The 18108-nt window shown below is 42.6% G+C and carries 17 protein-coding genes; 3 read left to right on the plus strand and 14 right to left on the minus strand.

From position 1 onward, the window contains the following. Nucleotides 1–29: 29 nt before the first annotated feature. From EHQ24_RS04400 to rimP, 14 genes are all read right to left on the minus strand, one after another. Nucleotides 30–512 carry a rod-binding protein gene (locus EHQ24_RS04400; protein ID WP_135600468.1) on the minus strand — a complete coding sequence of 161 codons (483 nt, stop codon included), beginning with the start codon at nt 510–512 and terminating at the stop codon, nt 30–32. Nucleotides 513–547: 35 nt separating this feature from the next. Continuing rightward, the gene (locus tag EHQ24_RS04405; RefSeq protein WP_135600469.1) at nt 548–1696 is read right to left on the minus strand and encodes a flagellar basal body P-ring protein FlgI; all 1149 of its coding nucleotides are present in this window, start codon (nt 1694–1696) and stop codon (nt 548–550) included. Between the two features lie 6 nt (nt 1697–1702). Next, entirely contained in the window at nt 1703–2461 is a 759-nt protein-coding gene (locus EHQ24_RS04410; protein ID WP_244310295.1) for a flagellar basal body L-ring protein FlgH, read from the minus strand. A gap of 6 nt (nt 2462–2467) precedes the next feature. Further along, nucleotides 2468–3418: a flagellar basal body P-ring formation chaperone FlgA gene (gene flgA / locus EHQ24_RS04415; protein WP_135600470.1), complete on the minus strand. Its 951-nt coding sequence runs from the start codon at nt 3416–3418 to the stop codon at nt 2468–2470. Continuing rightward, nucleotides 3418–4215, minus strand: a complete 798-nt coding sequence (gene flgG, locus EHQ24_RS04420; RefSeq protein WP_004788667.1) for a flagellar basal-body rod protein FlgG — start codon at nt 4213–4215, stop codon at nt 3418–3420. The genes flgA and flgG overlap by 1 nt, the downstream gene beginning before the upstream one ends. A 72-nt stretch (nt 4216–4287) precedes the next feature. Further along, nucleotides 4288–4731, minus strand: a complete 444-nt coding sequence (gene dut / locus EHQ24_RS04425) for a dUTP diphosphatase (RefSeq protein ID WP_135600471.1) — start codon at nt 4729–4731, stop codon at nt 4288–4290. A 141-nt stretch (nt 4732–4872) separates the two neighbouring features. Beyond that, nucleotides 4873–6159: a M16 family metallopeptidase gene (locus EHQ24_RS04430; RefSeq protein WP_135600472.1), complete on the minus strand. Its 1287-nt coding sequence runs from the start codon at nt 6157–6159 to the stop codon at nt 4873–4875. Nucleotides 6160–6195: 36 nt separating this feature from the next. Next, nucleotides 6196–8286, minus strand: a complete 2091-nt coding sequence (gene pnp / locus EHQ24_RS04435) for a polyribonucleotide nucleotidyltransferase (protein ID WP_135600473.1) — start codon at nt 8284–8286, stop codon at nt 6196–6198. Between the two features lie 5 nt (nt 8287–8291). After that, nucleotides 8292–8558 (minus strand): 30S ribosomal protein S15, encoded by a 267-nt coding sequence (gene rpsO, locus EHQ24_RS04440; protein ID WP_100742754.1) that lies wholly within the window; start codon nt 8556–8558, stop codon nt 8292–8294. Nucleotides 8559–8584: 26 nt separating this feature from the next. Further along, nucleotides 8585–9514: a tRNA pseudouridine(55) synthase TruB gene (truB, locus tag EHQ24_RS04445; RefSeq protein WP_135600474.1), complete on the minus strand. Its 930-nt coding sequence runs from the start codon at nt 9512–9514 to the stop codon at nt 8585–8587. 115 nt (nt 9515–9629) lie between these two features. Beyond that, entirely contained in the window at nt 9630–10061 is a 432-nt protein-coding gene (rbfA, locus tag EHQ24_RS04450; protein WP_135600475.1) for a 30S ribosome-binding factor RbfA, read from the minus strand. 10 nt (nt 10062–10071) lie between these two features. After that, complete coding sequence (infB, locus tag EHQ24_RS04455; protein WP_135600476.1) at nt 10072–12771, minus strand: translation initiation factor IF-2; 2700 nt, start codon at nt 12769–12771, stop codon at nt 10072–10074. Nucleotides 12772–12786: 15 nt separating this feature from the next. Continuing rightward, nucleotides 12787–14184 carry a transcription termination factor NusA gene (gene nusA, locus EHQ24_RS04460; protein WP_135600477.1) on the minus strand — a complete coding sequence of 466 codons (1398 nt, stop codon included), beginning with the start codon at nt 14182–14184 and terminating at the stop codon, nt 12787–12789. Nucleotides 14185–14188: 4 nt separating this feature from the next. Next, the gene (gene rimP, locus EHQ24_RS04465) at nt 14189–14677 is read right to left on the minus strand and encodes a ribosome maturation factor RimP (RefSeq protein WP_243401270.1); all 489 of its coding nucleotides are present in this window, start codon (nt 14675–14677) and stop codon (nt 14189–14191) included. A gap of 48 nt (nt 14678–14725) precedes the next feature. Between rimP and EHQ24_RS04470 the strand changes: the two genes are divergently transcribed. From EHQ24_RS04470 to EHQ24_RS04480, 3 genes are read left to right on the plus strand one after another with little or no spacing between them, the layout of a single operon-like run. Then, entirely contained in the window at nt 14726–15916 is a 1191-nt protein-coding gene (locus EHQ24_RS04470) for an LIC_12708 family protein (protein WP_244310296.1), read from the plus strand. Next, the gene (locus EHQ24_RS04475; protein ID WP_135600478.1) at nt 15917–17407 is read left to right on the plus strand and encodes an NAD(P)H-hydrate epimerase; all 1491 of its coding nucleotides are present in this window, start codon (nt 15917–15919) and stop codon (nt 17405–17407) included. Beyond that, the gene (locus EHQ24_RS04480; protein WP_135600479.1) at nt 17408–18019 is read left to right on the plus strand and encodes a hypothetical protein; all 612 of its coding nucleotides are present in this window, start codon (nt 17408–17410) and stop codon (nt 18017–18019) included. The last annotated feature ends 89 nt before the right edge of the window (nt 18020–18108 follow it).

The raw sequence follows: 18108 nt of genomic DNA on the forward strand, positions 1-18108 counted from the left end.
CTTTCCTGTAAAAGGCGAATGACTAAATTTTAAAGATAAGGATTTTTTTTCACTGGCGGAAGAGAGGCTGACATTTGTTTGTAAATCTCTTCTGCAAGTCCCATGGATTCATTTTGAGAAATGTTCTTTGCATACTCATCGTATAACATATCTTCGAAGATTTCTTCCGCGTAACCACCATCGATCATTTTTTCTTTATGGATGGTGTTTTTCATTTCTTTTAACATCATCTTCACAAAAACAGATTCAAATTCCACGGATGCATCATAAAGTTTCTTTCTGTAAGGATCTTCTTTGATTTCTTCACGAATGTTTTGCGGGACTCGGAGAGAAGACGAACTCACCTTCCCCATAATTTCTTCATGAGTTTCTAGTAGATTTTGAAAATCCGAGATCCCATCTTTTTTCAGTGGTTTTATTTCGTCCGAATAGGATTTCATCCGGTTCAGGATGGATTCGTCCTGCGAACGGCTCAGTCTTCCGGAATAGTCTTGGATTTTGTGAATGTCCATATTATGTCTTCTAAATCTATCGGCAGAATTTAAAATTACTGAATCACAAGTTCTGCTTTTAATGCCCCTTGTTTTTTTAAAGCCTCTAAAATTGAGATAATGTCCCGTGTGGAAGCACCGACTTTGTTTAAGGCACCAACTACGTCCGAAACTTGGGTGGTTTCCTTTAAAACAAAAACGGACTCTCCCTTACTCTCTTCTTGGAGGGGGAAAAAATACCGAGCTTTGTCTCTACTCGCTATTTGGATGGTGAGTCCTTGTTGGGAAATTGCCACTTCATCAATGGGGATGTTTGCCCCCATCACAATCGTTCCCGTTCTTTCGTTGATCACAACCCGTGCCACAGGTGAAGAATTGACTGCTAAATTTTCTAATTTGGAAAGAAAGGCTAAATCTAGTTTGGGTTCCCCCGTTGCCATTTCTCCTGTGGAAGTTTGGCTAGATGTTTTTACTGGAAGGGGAACAAGGACTTCTGTGGGTGATACTACTTCGGGAGTTACTTGAAGTTCGGCGGTGATGGCATCCACAATCGCACCCATCGTTGTATAATCTTTTTCAAGAAGTGTGAGTTTGACAGATTTTGTCACAGGGGCATTGGGAACCGATTTTTCTAAAATGGCACCCATGGGAACAAGGGCCGTATTGGATCCTGATTTTTTATCAGCCCCACCACGTTTTTTCTCCTTTCCACCAAACGCGAGTACGCCGGAAGCAACCGCAATGGTGTCTCCATTCCCTGCTTTGAGTGGAGATTGTAAAAGCACTCCTCCCTCAAGTGAACGTGCATCCCCTAGAGAAGAAACCAAAACATCAATTTTATCCCCTTCTTTTAGGTTGACCGGAACATTAGCAGTGATAAGAACAGAGGCTGTGTTTTTCGCATCTCTTAGATTCTTTTTGGTATTCACACCAAGACCAGCGAGGTAATTTTGTAAGGCCTCTTCTGTGAGGGGGTTTTTTGTATCCCCTGTTCCGTTAAGGCCCACGACAAGACCAAATCCAGTCAGTTGGTTTTCCCGCACGGCATCAATTCGCACTAGATCTTTTAGTCTCGTTTCTACGGCAAAACTAGGAAGTGTCGCAAAGAGGAAGATGGCTAGTGCCACAAAAGGATTTCCTAAAAATCGGAGAATCTCTTTTTTCAACTCTTGGTTCGATGGTCGATTTTCTTTCAAAATAGGCATTCTCACTTACTCACTTTCACCTAAGAGTCGTTTGATATTCCTTAAAATGATTTCTTGTTTTTCAGGTTCCGATAGCTCAGCTTTTTCAGTTACTGTTCCATCGGGATTTGTGATCCGTTTCATTTGGATGTTCGGATTTGTGAGTTCTTTAGGATTCAGAGTTCCTTGGTATTCCACTCTTAGGTTGGCAATGAGATCACTGGAAATAAAACGATTTTTATCCAAATCTTCTGGGGAAATAGTTCCCGACAAACGAAGGTTAATCCTTTCTTCCGAAAGATTAAATACCTTACTTCCCTCAAGTTCCAAATTTCCTGTTCCCGGATCAATTCCTGTGACAAGGACTGCCATCACACCCACCACTTTGCCTTGGGATTTGGATTTTCCTACTTTGGATCTCATATACGTGGAATTTGAGTTATAAGCTGGAAGATCCGGGACTAACTTTTTATCCGGAACGGTTTTGATATCATTGTCAAAAGTAGCTTTGTATTCCGATTCATATTCCACACGAAGTCCGTTTTTTAAAACCACCTTAACTACAGTTCCTGGTTGGATGGTTTTCGGATAGGAATACGGATCTTTGTCTTTCCAAAGAGAATCCGCAGCGGAAAGAGTAAGACCGGTGATAGTCAATAAACCAAGAATTATCAACTCAGAAAAGAAAATCAGAAGTTTTCTGGCAACTGATGATGTAATTGGGGAACCCACTTTTGCATCTTTGTTCCTACTCAATTTTGACTTGGGCTTTTTCTTTAGATTCATAAAATCTTATATCTCTTCCAGAAGGCAGATCCCTTCGTTTTGGACTTTGGCTTTTAAAATTTTTTGTGATGCCAAATTGAGGACAGGGATTTCATCGCCGCGGTTTCCAGAGGCCAGTGCCCTTGTTTTGATTTTTAATAATAGATTTCCAGCTGTATAAACAAGTTGTACTTCTTGTCCCCGTTCGATGGTGTGTAAAGTCCTTACTTGTTTTTTTTCAATGGTCGTGTCACTAATAAGAACACCAAGAGCTGTTTTTCCCACAGGACTTTCTTCCACATACTCACGGTTATGATCTGCTGTGAAAAAAGAGCGGATTTCTACATCTTCCTCAGTTAACACTGTTTTTGCGGGAATTTCTCTTTTGGTAAAATAGGCTTTTTTCTTTTCTTCGATGAGAAAGGGAACCGATTCCGAATGAACCATCTTTCCTTCAAAATAATAGTCCAAAGGAAAAAGTCGTTTTCCGCCGTGAAGTGTGCGGCCCGTATTACGCCAAACAAGTTTGGTTCCAGAGATAACTTGTAGTGATTCTTTTTCAGAACTGAGTCGAAACAATTCTCCATCTTCACCAATTGTCTGTTCCACGGATTCTTTAAGATTTTGCCAGAGAGACCGTTCTAAATCTTTTTTAGAAACGAGAGTGGTTTTAGGGAGTAATATTCCCTCTTTTCCCATGACTTCAAAAGAAATAGATTCTCCCGCTTCTGTCATTTCTGACTTGTAACGAGAATTCAAAACATCTACCAATTGTTCAGGAGTCAAAACTTTTGGAGATTGTAAATTTTGAAAAATGACTGGGTTCCAATTTCCTTTCCAGTTGGTAAATTCAGACAGACGGATCTCCCCTGCACCCACAATGGTTTTGGGTTTTAGGTAGAGCCGAAAATCTTTTGCACTTGCCACGATGGGCAAAGAAAAACCAAAACTAAAAAGAAATAGGAACCAAACTTTCATTAACGTTTCAAACCAATTGCCGTTGAAAGCATGTTATCTGATGTTTGTATGGTTTTGGAATTGGATTCGTAAGCCCTTTGTGCCACAATCATATTCACCATCTCTTCTACGATTTTAACGTTACTCATTTCTAAAAATCCTTGTAAAACACTTCCGTATCCTTCTTGTGATGGCATCCCTGGAATTTCAGGACCAGACGCGACTGTTTCTCGAAATAAGTTTTTACCAACGGCCTGAAGACCTGCTGGGTTTACAAATCGGTAGAGTTCCAATTGGCCTATGGTTGTAGGACGGATATCGTTTCCGATTTTTACCGTCACTTCTCCTTCTTCGGAAACCATTAAAGTATTGAGAATGGCATTCTCTGGTAAGATGATGGGTGGTTCGAGTAAGTAACCGTTTGATGTAACCACTTGTTGGTTGGAATCAATTTTGTAAGATCCGTCTCTTGAGTAAGAGAAAGTTCCATCCGGCATTTGAATTTTGAAAAATGCCATCTCACCTGTAAGGGCCAGGTCCAGTTTATTTCCTGTGGCTTGAAATGATCCAATTTCGAATAACTTCTGTGTGGCGGCGACTTTCACCCCATGGCCCACATTCACACCGGTAGGAATTTCGGAAACAGAGGTGGCTGGAGTTCCCGCAAGCACTTGGTGTTGGTAGACTAAATCTTCGAAGTCCACACGATTCTTTTTGAAACCAGTGGTGTTTACGTTGGCCAAGTTGTTGGCAACCGTATCAATATGGAATTGTTGGGCAATCATTCCGGTAGCACCGGTCCAAAGGGATCGCATCATAAAAAGGCACCTCTACAGCTTCCTATCGGTAGAGTTCAAAAAAAGCTAAGTGTCTTTTTTTCTAATTATGTCTTATTTTCCAGTGCTTCCAAACCCGCCAGCTCCCCTTTCTGTGTTAGAAAGTTCTGTTACCACTTGGACAGGAAGCTGTGCCACTGCTTGGAACACAATTTGTGCCACCCGAGTTCCAGGCTCCAAAACAAAGTCAGTCCCGCTCAGGTTCAATAGTGGGATAAGAATTTCTCCCCGGTAATCAGAATCGATGGTTCCGGGGCTATTTGGCATCATAATTCGGTTCTTTGTGGAGAAGCCACTCCTTGGTCGAATTTGTCCTTCGTATCCTTCCGGGATCGACATGGCAAGTCCTGTGGGAACAAAGACCACTTCGCCTTTCGGAAGGATGAGGTTTTCAGAAAGGCAAACCGACAAATCCATTCCTGCGGAACCAGAGGTTTTGTATTCTGGGAGAACTGCTCCCTCTTTTAAAATCTGAATGTGAATTTCAGGTAATTTCATTTTGTCCTTTGGTTTCGTTATATTCGTTCTCTTGGTTCCAGGCCAGAAGGTTCTACGTAAGAATCCTTCCTGCTTCGCATCTTCTTTGCAGAGTTTGTTTTTTTTAAGTCTTCATTCTGGCCTCTTTCCAGCCTAGTTCACCTAACCACCAAACTGCGTGGGGATTTTGGAAAACTGAGATTCTGACATATCTCCCACACAAGACAAATGAACCTTTTTTAAATCAAACAACTGTTTTGCGGTTTCATTGATTTCGTCCAAGGTCACCGACTTGATGGACTTCATTCGGTCTTCCAAAGAAAAATACTTTCCATAGTAGATTTCTTGGAGGCCAATATTATTCATTCGGTTTTCTGGAAGTTCATACCCTATAGCAATCGAGCCCATTTGGTTGGACTTTGCATCCGCAAGCTCCGATTTGGAGAATCCATTTTTGGAAATACTTTCCAATTCCCGTAGAATCAGTTCCACACAGCGTGCAGCCTTTTCTTTTGATGTCGCTGAAGATATAGAAAATAATCCGGTAGTTTTGTAATACGAAGGGAAACTATAAATGCTGTAACATAGTCCTTCTTTTTCTCGGATATTTTGGAAAAGCCTAGATGCCATTCCCCCACCAAGGATAGTAGAGATGAGTTGGGTGACAGTCACTGTTCGATAATCTCTTTTGTTTCCATTCACACCAAGCATGATATGGAACTGTTCGATTTTACGGCGTTCCAAATGTTTCGAATAACTTTTTTTAGGCGCAGGAATGATGAGTTCCGTAGGATTTTTGCCCTTAGGATTTTCAAAAGAAAAATATTTGTTGGTTAGGTCTAAGATTTTTTCCCAAGTGAAATTTCCAGATACAGAAATCACCATATTCTTAGGGAAATAGTGTTTTTCAAAAAAAGTGCGAATGGATTTTTCACTCACACCGGTGACTGATTTTTTAGTGCCAATGATATCACGGCCGTAAGGTGACTTCCCAAAGATATTCCGGAAGTAATAGTCGTATACAAAATCATCAGGGGCATCTTCGTAAGAACGCATCTCTTCCATAATGACACCCTTCTCTGTTTGGATGTCTTCTTTTCGAAAAAGAGGACGAAAGAGCATATCAGAAAGAATTTCAAAAGCCAGTTCCGCTTGGTTTTTGATGGCAACTACATAGTACTGCGTGTATTCACGTCCAGTGGAACCATTTAAAATTCCACCCACTCTTTCTATGGATTCAGCGATTTCTTTACTTGTCCGTGTTTTTGTATCTTTAAAGAGCATATGCTCTAAAAAGTGAAAGTATCCATGTTCGGAATTGGTTTCGGCAAGACTGCCTTGTTTCAAAAAAACACCCACCCCCATAGAGGATGCGTGTTTCATAGGTTGGAAGAGAACCGTTAACCCATTGGGTAAAACGGTTCGTTTGCATTCGACGACAGAAACCATTAGGTTACTCCCCCCAAACAATCGTTTGGGGACTGTTTAGTTGTCTAAAAGAACATCCTTTCTGGAAAGGTCAATTTTCCCCATTTTATCAACGGAAATCACCTTCACTTGGATTTTGTCCCCTTCAGAAACGATATCACGAACCGATTGCACTCGTTTCACATCTAGTTTAGAGATGTGGCAAAGGCCCTCTTTTCCTGGAAGAATTTCAACGAAGGCACCAAAGTCAGCAATTCGTTTGATCACACCGTCGTAGATTTTTCCTACTTCGATTTCTTCAAAAATTCCATCGATCATAGCAATGGCTTTGTCTTTTGCTTCTTCACTTGGAGAAGCAATGGTTACTTTACCAGTATCATCTACGGAAATTTCAGAACCGGATTGTTCGATGATCGCACGGATCATTTTACCACCAGGGCCAATGAGTTCACCAATTCGATCTTTTGGAATTTGTTTGAGAGTGATGCGTGGTGCATTGTTACTCAAATTTCCTTTTACGGAAGAAATGGATTTGTTCATTTCGCCAAGGATGTGGTCGCGACCCACTTCTGCTTGTTCAATGGCCTTTTGTAAAACTTCCAAACCAAGTCCGTTGACTTTTAGATCCATTTGGAAAGCAGTGATCCCTTTTTTGGTTCCTGCGAGTTTGAAATCCATATCACCAAAATGATCTTCGATTCCAGCAATGTCAGAAAGCACTGCAAATCGACCCTTTTCATCACTGAAAAGACCCATAGCAATTCCTGAAACGGGACCAGAAATCGGAACTCCACCGGCCATAAGAGCCAAGGTTCCCGAACAAACGGAAGCCATAGAGGAAGATCCATTGGATTCTAAAATTTCAGATACAATTCGAATCACATAAGGAAAGTCAGTTTGTGATGGAAGGACTTTTTTGATCGCACGTTCCGCCAAGTTTCCGTGACCAATTTCACGCCTTCCAGGACCTGAGTTACGACGCACCTCTCCCACAGAGAATGCAGGGAAATTGTAGTGCAACATAAAGTTCTTTTCTTTCGAACCTTCCAAAGTTTCATATCTTTGGTTGTCAGAAGTAGTTCCTAGAGTCACAACACCAAGTGATTGGGTTTGTCCACGAGTGAACACTGCCGATCCATGAGGACCAGGAAGAACATCCACTTCACAAGAAATTTGACGAATTTCATTGGTTTTACGACCGTCAAAACGAATTCCTTCGCCGAGCACAAGTTCACGAACCACTTCATATTCTAATTCATGTAGGAAATGTTTGATATCTTTTGTTTTGTCTTCTGGAGCCAGTAGAGTTTTAAAATGTTCTACTGTCTCTTTGTTGATGGCTTTGATGTCATCATTACGTTTTGCTTTGTCTGCATTTTTGTTAGCAGCCGTCAAACGATCAAAAGCAAACTCACGAATTTTTGCGTGAAGTTCTTTGTCAGGCGCTTTTAAAACAACTTCCTTTTTTACTGTTCCGTTTTTCTTTGCCAACTCTTCTTGCATTGCAACAGCAACTTTGAGTTGTTCTTGTGCAAAACGTAGAGCCGCCATCATATCTTCTTTGGAGATTTCGTTTGCTTCCCCTTCGATCATGACGATGGCATCTTTGGTTCCCGCAACTACCAAATCCAAATCAGATTTTGTAATCTCTTCGTTCGTAGGGTTGAGAACAAATTCTCCACCGATACGACCGATACGAGCACCAGCGATAGGGCCAGCGAAAGGAATGGAAGATACGGAAAGTGCTGCCGAAGCTGCGTTAATCGCATGGCCTTGGACAGATACTTGTTTGTCTGCTGATAAAACTTGAACGAGAAGTTGTACTTCAGAGAAGTATCCTTCTGGAAACATAGGGCGAATTGGACGATCCAGAATTCTGGAAAGTAACACTTCGTGTTCTGCTGGTTTTGCTTCGCGTTTGAAGTAACCACCAGGAAAACGACCTACCGAGTAGGCTTTCTCTGTGTATTCGCAAGTAAGTGGGAAAAAATCTTGTCCTTCTTTTGGTTCGTCAGCAGCACAAACGGTTGCGAGAAGAACTAAATTTCCGGTTTTGTATACAACCGACCCGTGAGCTTGTTTTGCCCACTTGCCGGTCTCAATGGTGATAGAGTCTCTACCCCAAGAACCAGTGAACTCTGTAGCCATAGGAATTACTTCCTAAGGCCGAGTTTTTCAATCAGCTTTTTATAACTTTCCACGTTGGACTTTTTAAGGTATTCCAACAAACTCTTTCTCTGGTTCACCATTGCGATTAGACCGCGGCGAGAGTGAAAGTCCTTCTTGTTCGCTTTGAAGTGCTCAGTAAGGTCTTTGATTCGAGAGTCGAGAAGAGCGATTTGTACTTCTGCAGAACCTGTGTCGTTTGGTTTGCTACCGAATGTAGCAATGATCTGCTGTTTTTGTTCTTTTGTGATCATACTAGTGTCCAGATTTTAAGAAGGACTCATTTAGAAAACATAATTTTTGCGGAAGGGTCAAAAAATACTTTTCTGTACCGGTAGGGAATGTGGTCCGGTTTCCCTTCGTAATCGCACCAAGCAAGGATGGTTTTTTCGTCCGCGTCCACAACATAAAACCCGTTTTCCACAGGCTTTGGGAGTTTGTCCCAGATGTATCCCCCGTGGATGACAGTTTTTTTTTCCACCTCGTCCACAACGCGAGTGGGAAGTGGAAACACTTCTTTCCAATTTCTGAGGTCTTGGTTAGAAATTTGGTCCAGAGTTTTCACTCCGTTCAAATCGTATTCGCCAATGGATTCCCTTACGAGTTTTCCCAGAGAAAGGGGAATCCCCCACTTCTCCGAAAGGTCGAGGACGATTTTACGGATGTAGGTTCCCGAACTTACATGGATACGGAAGGAAAATCCAAACTCTGTCAGTTGGATGTCTTCCACTTTGTAAATCGAAATTGGTCTTTCCTTTTCTTCCACAGGAGAACCTTCCCGAACGAGATCGGACTGGCGTTTCCCTCCGACTTTCAGAGCCGAAATTTTCGGTGCTTTTTGGGAAGTGAGTTGCGTGAGTTGTCCCAGTTCCGCGAGCAATCGTTCTTTTGGAAATTCGGAAACAAAACGAGGAAGGAAGTTTTCCCTATCGTCCACTTCCACCACTCCCTCTGGATCCCCGGAATCGGTTTTGAATCCCACCACTACTTCACCGTAGTAAGACTTATCTTTTCCGAGAAACACTTGGGAGAAGGCAGTGTAATCTCCACAAGGCAAAATGAGTAGGCCTTCGGCAAACCGGTCAAGGGTTCCCGTATGGCCAACAGACTTTTGACCTAAGATCCGTTTGGTTTTCAAAACCAAATCAGAACTTGTGATCCCTGGTGGTTTGTAGACAAATAAAAATCCAGAATGGTAGGGTTTAGACATAGGATATGGCCACCTAATCAAAGCAAGTTGTCTTTTTAGTGTATAATCACACGAAGGGAAATTTTCCTTCGTCTATTTGATGACTCTTCGTTTTACCACAACCATCCATTTCTCTTTAGGATGGTGATTTTGGATCCGAATCGGAATCATCATCCTCGTCTTCGGTTTCAGATTCTTCTGGATGGAGTTCTTCGAAAAGAGTTTTGGGAGCGGATTCATCGATCAGACGATTCACTTCTAAACTTTTGATGTAGTTATTGTCCCAGACAAATGTAAATCTTGGATTGGTATGAAGGCGGAGATTTTTTCCCACAAGAGAAGATAGAAAACCGGCACAAGAAACTAGGCCTTGTGTGAGTTTTTTTCTTTCGTTATTATTGCAAAGAGCAGTAAAATACACTTTTGCATATTGGAGGTCTTCACTGATCTCAATCCGATGGAAACTCGGTAAAAAGACCCGAGGGTCTTTTACCTTGCCTTCCAAAATTGCTGTGGAGATAAGGCGAATGATCTCCGATTCGAGTTTTTTCATTCGAATGGGATTCATTTAAGCCGCCTTACAGTTTACGAGCAATCTCTCGGATCTCGTATGCTTCGATTTCATCACCCACAGAAAAGTCGTTGAAACCATCGAGTAAGATACCGCACTCAAATCCACTAAGAACATCAGCCACATCGTCTTTCATACGTTTGAGGTTTTTGATCTTACCTTCCCAAGTGATTTCACCAGACTCGCTCGAGATCACTCGAACATAAGCTTGTTTTGTGACCTTACCAGATTTAACCATACAACCTGCAATGTTACCCACTTTAGAAATTTTGAATACGTCACGGATTTCTACCTTACCGATTACGTTTTCTACTTTTTCTGGTTCGAGCATTCCTTCCATGGAAGCTTTCACCTCGTTCACAACATCGTAGATGATACTGTAGTATTTGATTTCTACTTTTTCTTTCTCTGCAAGAGAGACCGTTTTTGGATTCGCACGAGTGTGGAAACCAATCACGATGGCGTTCGAAGCCGATGCCAAAATGATATCGGAATCAACTATGGCACCTGTTCCTGCATGGATTACGTTCAGACGAACATCAACAGTAGAAAGTTTTTCTAATGCTTCTTTCACAGCTTCTGTAGATCCGCGAACGTCCGCTTTGATAATGACTTTGAGTTCTTTGAGAGCACCTTGTTTGATGATCTCACTCATATTGTCGAGAGTCACACGAGTGGCCGCATTTTTCGATTGGCCTAGTCTTTCATAATCCTGACGGCTATGAGAAATGGTTCGTGCTTCTTTGTCATCAATCACCACATCGAATGGCGCTCCTGCATCCGGAACTCCATCAAGTCCTGTCACAAGGGCAGGGAAAGAAGGTCCAGCTTCACGGATGGATCTGCCTAAATCGTCATACATGGCTCGCACACGACCTGCGTGCACTCCCGCAACAAAAGCATCTCCTACACGAAGAGTTCCGTTTTGGATGAGAACCGTTGCCACTGCACCACGACCTGGATCGAGTTTTGCTTCGACAATGGTTCCTTTTGCTTTTCGTTTTGGATTGGCTTTGTGGTCGAGAAGTTCTGCTTGGATGATGAGCATCTCAAGAAGTTTATCGATTCCAATATTACTTTTTGCAGAGATATCACAGAAGATGGTAGTTCCACCCCACTCTTCCGGTTGTAATCCGTAGTTAGAAAGTTCTTGTCTCACCTTTTCCGGGTTAGCGGCTGGTAAATCAATTTTGTTTACCGCAACAATGATTGGCACTTCTGCTTCTTTGGCGTGGTTGATGGCTTCAATCGTTTGAGGCATGACCCCATCGTCTGCTGCAACAACTAACACAACAATGTCAGTAACCGAGGCACCACGTGCTCTCATGGAAGTGAAGGCTTCGTGACCAGGTGTATCGAGGAAAGCGATTTTACCGCGTTCTGTTTCTACTTGATAAGCACCAATGTGCTGAGTGATTCCACCAGACTCACCTTCTGCCACTCGTGAAGAACGAATGGTATCGAGAAGTTTTGTTTTACCATGGTCAACGTGACCCATGATGGTAACCACTGGAGGACGAGTGATGTAGTCTTCCGGTACATCCTTTTCTTCTTCGATGACAGTTTCATCGTAAAGGGATACAATCTTCACCTTACAACCGTAATCATCGGCAAGGATGGACGCAGTTTCTGCATCAATCACATTATTGATGGTTACCATCATTCCCATTTTCATGAGTTTACTGATGACTTCACCAGGTTTTAAATTCAGTTTTTTAGCGATTTCTCCCACTTGGATGTTTTCCAAAATGGAGATTTCTTTAGGAACAGCTGCTAAAGCGGCAGCCTGTGCCTTCTGTTTACGAAAAGATTGTTTGAAAAACTTAGTGTTTTCGTTTTCTTCTCTTCCGCCCTTTTCTTTATCGAATACTTTCTTTTTGGCACCACTGGCACCGCCAGCGCCGGGAGGTCCACCGGGCGCACCAAAAGGAGCATCACCAGGAGGTCTACCTGCACCAGGGCCACCTTGACCGATGGGTCTTGCTCCGCGATTCCCTTGGTAGCCACCAGGGCCACCTTGTCCAGGTCCACGATTTCCTTGGTAGCCACCGCCGCCTTGTCCAGGTCCACGATTTCCTTGGTAGCCACCGCCGCCTTGTCCAGGTCCACGATTTCCTTGGTAGCCACCGCCACCTTGTCCAGGTCCACGATTTCCTTGGTAGCCACCGCCACCTTGTCCAGGTCCACGATTTCCTTGGTAGCCAGTACCTTGACCTTCCGGTCTTTGGGGACGCGGAGTCGTAGGACGCGAAACAATCGGGTTACGATCTTCTTTTCTAAAATAACCTTGGTTTCCTCCTCCTTGTTGGCCGCCTTGGCCAGCGCCACCACCGGAGCGGTAGTTAGGAGAAGATGTATCACCAGAAAGGATGGATTCGGGTTTACGATCCATCGGAGGTCTTTCTCTTTCTGCTTGTGGTTCCGGTTTTCTTTCTGGCCGGGACACAATGGGTGATGCTTGGGAAGGAGCTTGTGGACCGGAACCGAGTCCCTGTCTTTTGGCTTCCTCACGAATGAGTTCATTCAAATCCTTCTTTTTGTCCGAAGCAGGAGAAGTTGTTTTGGCTTCTGTGCTTTGCGGACTCGCACCGGATTCTTTTTTCTCATCTGCAGGTGCCGCTTTTTTCTTGATGACAAGCTTTTTCTTGGTTTTGTCACCACTGGCTCCCTGCTGGAGGGTTTCTTTAATCGATTTTTGCTCTTCCATAGTATGCCTTAAAACTTAACCCTCTTCTACCCATTCGATAGATTCACGGAGCAGACGCAAAATTTGCTCTGCTGTTGTTTTCCCGATTCCGGAAATTTTCGAAAGTTCCTCTTGGCTGAACTCGAGAAGGGTTTCCACATTTTTGATCCCGCCGGCTTCGAGAAGACCAACGATCCTTGGAGTGAGTCCAGGAACTTCGGATAACGGAGTGTATCCGGAATCCTCTTCTTCCTCGTCTGCACTTTCACCATATTGGTCATCTGACTCTTCCATTGCTTCTTGTTGGGCATTGAAGAGTCGATCCAGTTTTTCACGAGCTTCTGGAGAAGCTAGTTCCTGGTTGTATTGGGATACTGTTTTGATATCAATTTTGAAACCGGAAAGTTGAGATACGAGTTTTACGTTCGATCCGTTGATTCCGATGGCAAGAGAAAGAGATTCATCCGGAACGATGACAAGAGCATCTCCTCTTTTTCTGTCCACATGCACTTCTACTGGTTTTGCAGGAGAAATAGCATTGGCGATAAATACACTTGGTTCATCCGAATGAAGGACAATGTCGATCCTTTCGTTTCCAAGTTCTCTGACGATGGCTTGGATCCGAACTCCCTTCATCCCTACGCAAGCACCCACAGGGTCTACGTCAGACTTACTAGTGGTAACAACCACCTTGGTTCTGTAAGACGGGATACGAGCGACATCACGAATTTCCACGATGCCATCATACACTTCAGGAATTTCCATCTCGAAGAGTTTTTTCACAAAGTCACCCGATGCACGGGAGAGTGTGATGACAGGCATTGGTTCGCGGGGTCTGAGTTCTACCCTAGAAATGATGGCTTTCAGACGATCCCCTTGGCGGTATTTTTCCCCTGGGTTCTGGTCTTTTTTCAGCATGATCCCTTCTACCTTACCGAGGTCGATGGACATGATGTCTTTTTTCCAACGTTGGAAGTACCCGTGAGTGAGTTCCCCTTCTTTGGATTTATATTCTTGGTAGAGTAATTCCTTTTCCATGTCACGAAGACGTTGGAAAACCATTTGTTTGGCTTGGCTAGAAAGAACCCGAGAAAGGTCTTGTGGTTTTTCAAACACACGCATTTGGGTTCCCACTTGTGCAGAAGGATCCAATTTGGTTGCTTCTTCCAGAGAAATCTCTAGAGGGTTTGTTGTTTTATCTTCTACCACGTCACGAAGGACAGAGATGATGATTTCGTTTTTGTTGTCGGACCCGAAGTCTACTTGGCAACGGTCATCTGTTTCCGCTTCCAATCCGACTTTTTTCCGATAGGCGGCGAGAAGTGAGTCTCGAATGACACCGAGTACGAGTTCTCTATCAAGAGATTTATCCTGACAGAATTGTTGGATGGCTTCGAATAGCCCAGTTTCTTTCGTTGCTTGTTTTGTCGCCATAGTCTTAAATTTCTAAATACAAATTTCCCTTTCGTATTTCTGCGATGGGCATAGATACCGATTTTTGGTTCTTTTTGTGTCGAGTTTTACGATCGTAAAGCGTAAGCTCGACAGAATCCCCCGAAACCGGTCCCAAACGATACAATCGTTTGTCCCATTTTCCTGCTTCCAGCGGTACTTCTAGTTTGACTAAAAGTCCTTGGAAACGAATTAAATCCTCCGGCAGACGCAAAACACGTTCTGCTCCCGCTGAGGAGACTTGGAGAGTGAAATCAAATTCCTCTCCCCATAAATCCAGCTCCTCTTTGAGTCTCCTAGACACAGTCTCACAGTCTTCTAAACTAGCAGAGCCAGTTTTGTCTGTGAGATGATCCAGTTCAATCTCAATGAGGGCGTGGTTCTTCCGATTCTGTACTTGGAGCGAAAAAAGCGCTAGAGGTGGAGCGAGAACACGTAAAGTAAGTTCTCTGATGTTTTCCTCGGTATATACCAAACCATTTCCAAAAGATCCCAAAAGGGATCTGTATAAGAGACCCAGCCCATGTTAAAATTTAACATGTCTACTGTCAACTTAGGAAAAGCGAGTTGTCCTGTAAATAAAAAATTAGGGAATGGATGTTGCACCATGCGAATCCTTTATCTCATCCTCACCCTGATCTTTTCCCTTTCCTGCCTTCGCTTCCGCGTGGAAAACTTGAAAGAAGAAATCCTCTTCCGCATCCCCCTTGGACAAACCAATGAAAGTTTTGAAGGTGTCGTGGTGAACCAAGTCCTCACCAACGTTCCCTTAACCATCCCCAACTCTTCCAATATTAGCGCAATGGCGGACAATAAACAAGCGGTAATCAAACTTTTTGATAGAAATGGAAGGCTTGATGCCACTCTAGGAAACCCGGATTTCAAATCCATTTCCGGAATCCCCCATTATCCGTTTCGATTTGGTGGGATCGGAATTGTTGCCATGAATGAAGACGGAGACCTAATTGTACAAAATCGGATTTCATCGAAGGGAATGGAACTTCCCCAAGGCCAAGAAAACCTATACAAAACGTATAGTGGTGCCTTTTCTACTCAAGGAACGACGGTATTACCCTCATTCCTTGTACAAATTTCACAAAAAGGTGTCGTGAAATTTATGTTAGGGGCATCTGGAAAAAACTCAGAACCCTTTCGTTATATTGAATTCATTCTCCCGGGGGAAGGCGAAAAATTATTTGTCTACCACCGCATTGCAGAAGAAATGCGACTTTCCTATTTTGAAGAAGGAGAACTCAAAGGGAACTTAAAAGAATCAGGCCTCGATGTGTTTGCGAGTAACGATTCCAAAGAATATGACATCACTCTAGATAAACTTTTGCCTCATCCAGAAGGTGAGTATGTTCTCGGATCTTTTAGTTATTATTCCAAAAAAGACAAACGGTTTAAGTTTCGTCGGATCTTTCGTTTTGTTTTTGATTCCAAAAGTTCTGAATTTTTGAAAGAGATCCAAGACCCTTCGGAGATATTATTTTCCATCAGAAACAATGGTGAGTTTTATATTTGGGAAACGGAAGACGGTGGAAATGCGGCAAGGCTCCAAGTCCACGATAAAGAAGGAAACCATATCAATAATAAACGAATTCCTTTTTCAAGTCCCCGTGGCCAATGGCGAGAAACCTATACAGATGCTTTTGATAATATTTATTCCGTTCGGATTCGCGCAGGGGCTTTGGAAGTCTATCGTTGGATTTAAATGAAACAAAAACCCTTATTCACCAACCAAGAATCTAAGGCATTAGATTCTCTCACCGCAAAAGAATTAGGGTTTAATGAAGAGACTCTAATGGGAATGGCTGCCCTTTCTGTATTCCATGCCAATGAAGATTTATGGAAAACAGCAGAGTCCATTTGGATTCTTTGCGGGACAGGAGGGAATGGTGGGGACGGTTATGCCCTCGCCCACACCCTTCACCAAGAAGGATATTCTGTTCGTTGTTTTGCCACGTCACCAAACAAATCCGAGGCGGGAAAGTTCTACGAATCTTTGGTTTTAAAAACACTCGGAATCATTGGTAATGTAGAGGACTTTTATAGAGAATGGGAAGAGGCAGAGGAAGACTCTGTTTTACTTGTGGATGCCCTCCTTGGAACTGGATTCCAGGGAAACCTATCTGAAGTACTAATTGAACTCATAGAAACCATCAACGATTCCGATGTCTTTTTTTACCGGTTGTCACTCGACACACCCAGTGGATGGAATCCATACATTCTTGGAGAATCGGCAAAAACCAATGTATTTGTGTATGCCGATTCCATTGAAGAACTGGGAACAAGGAAATGGGAAAACATTGGATTTATTTACGAAAAAGATTCCATCATTCCTAGATACTATGAATCCATTGGATTTCCAATTCGTACCCACCTAAACAATGATAACTTTTCTAATCGATTCTACCTAGAACCAGATCCAGAATCAGCAACCTCAGTGATCAAAAGAAAAAACAAAGATCATAAATACAGTGCGGGGTCTGCGATTTTTTTCGGTGGGGAACAAGGAATGGAAGGCGCGATCCTCCTATCCGAAGAAGCCTTTTCACGACTCGGTGGAGGGATTAGTAAAATCTTCTCCCCATCTTCTCAAATGACATCTCTCATTTTAAAAGATGATCTATCTAAAATGGCAAAAACCTCACCGTTTTCAGAAATTTCCGAAGATCCTTTTTTTTCGAAAACAAAAACAATCGTTGTCGGGCCTGGCCTCACAAAGTATCCAAAAGAATTGGAAGGATGGAATTTACCTGAAGGTAAAAAAATGATTTTGGATGCAGGGGCCATTCCCAGTTTTGGAATGAAACTCCCCAATGGAAAAAATATCCTACTCACCCCCCATGTGGGAGAATTAAATCGAATGACTGGAAAAACTCATAATTCTGTCCAGACCGCCTATGATACGTTAATCGAATTCTGTCCACAAAACAATGTATATGTGTTACTCAAATCTTTTGTCAGCCTTCTTGTTTGTCCCGATGGTTCTTCTTATGTTTGGGAATCACCCAATCCAAAACTCGCAACCATGGGAACGGGAGATTTGTTATCAGGAATTTTAGCAAGATACCTGAGTTTGGATTTTGAAATACCTGAATCGGTTCAACTAGCCCTATCCTTTTTGGATCATTCCAAACAATTGGAAGAACCTTATCCATCGGCACACCAAATTCTAAAATCCCTTGTGGAGTTAGTATAAATGGGAAAAGGATTCCACTCACGTTCGCCGGAAGAATTTCGCGAATACCTAAAACAAATCGGCGATAAAAACAAAAAAACCAGATGGAGACAAATTGTCATCCTGATTGATTTAGTCCTAGTGATTCTTATTTTTTATATTGGGTTTCGGGCCTTAAACCCAGGGAATTTTCAAAACAGAACTCAGTCCGACAAACAGATCGTAGACGGATATCCAACTTATTTGACTCTTTCCCGCGAAGAAGATGAAAAGTTCCAAGGTTATTTTTTATTTATCGAAAATAATACAAAAAATCCACTTCAAGTTCCAAATCCTAACTGGAAATCCGAATTTCGTATCAAAACAAGGCAAGGGGTTTTGTGTTTCCAGGAAGAAATCATTTGGGAGAACCGAACCATTCCCCCGAATGCCAACGGATTTTTATACCATTCTGTTTCCAAAGAAAAATGGAAGTCCCTAATTTCCGATTGCCGAAAGGAAATTTTTGATGAAGATGCCTCTATCTTTCGTTCGAAGTTTCGTTCCCTCGATTTAGGTTTTTATTCACAAGTGCTCATCCATTCCGAAGACAGAACGTACACTTTTCAAATCAAACAAAAACCCTATAAATGATAATGAAAAATAGGAATCTCAAGTAATCCTTAGAGAACTAGAAACAACCTTTCCCTCAAGTACAATCAAATCCCCACCTACCAGTATTG

The organism is Leptospira noumeaensis, from assembly GCF_004770765.1.
In the GTDB taxonomy this organism is placed as follows: domain Bacteria; phylum Spirochaetota; class Leptospiria; order Leptospirales; family Leptospiraceae; genus Leptospira_A; species Leptospira_A noumeaensis.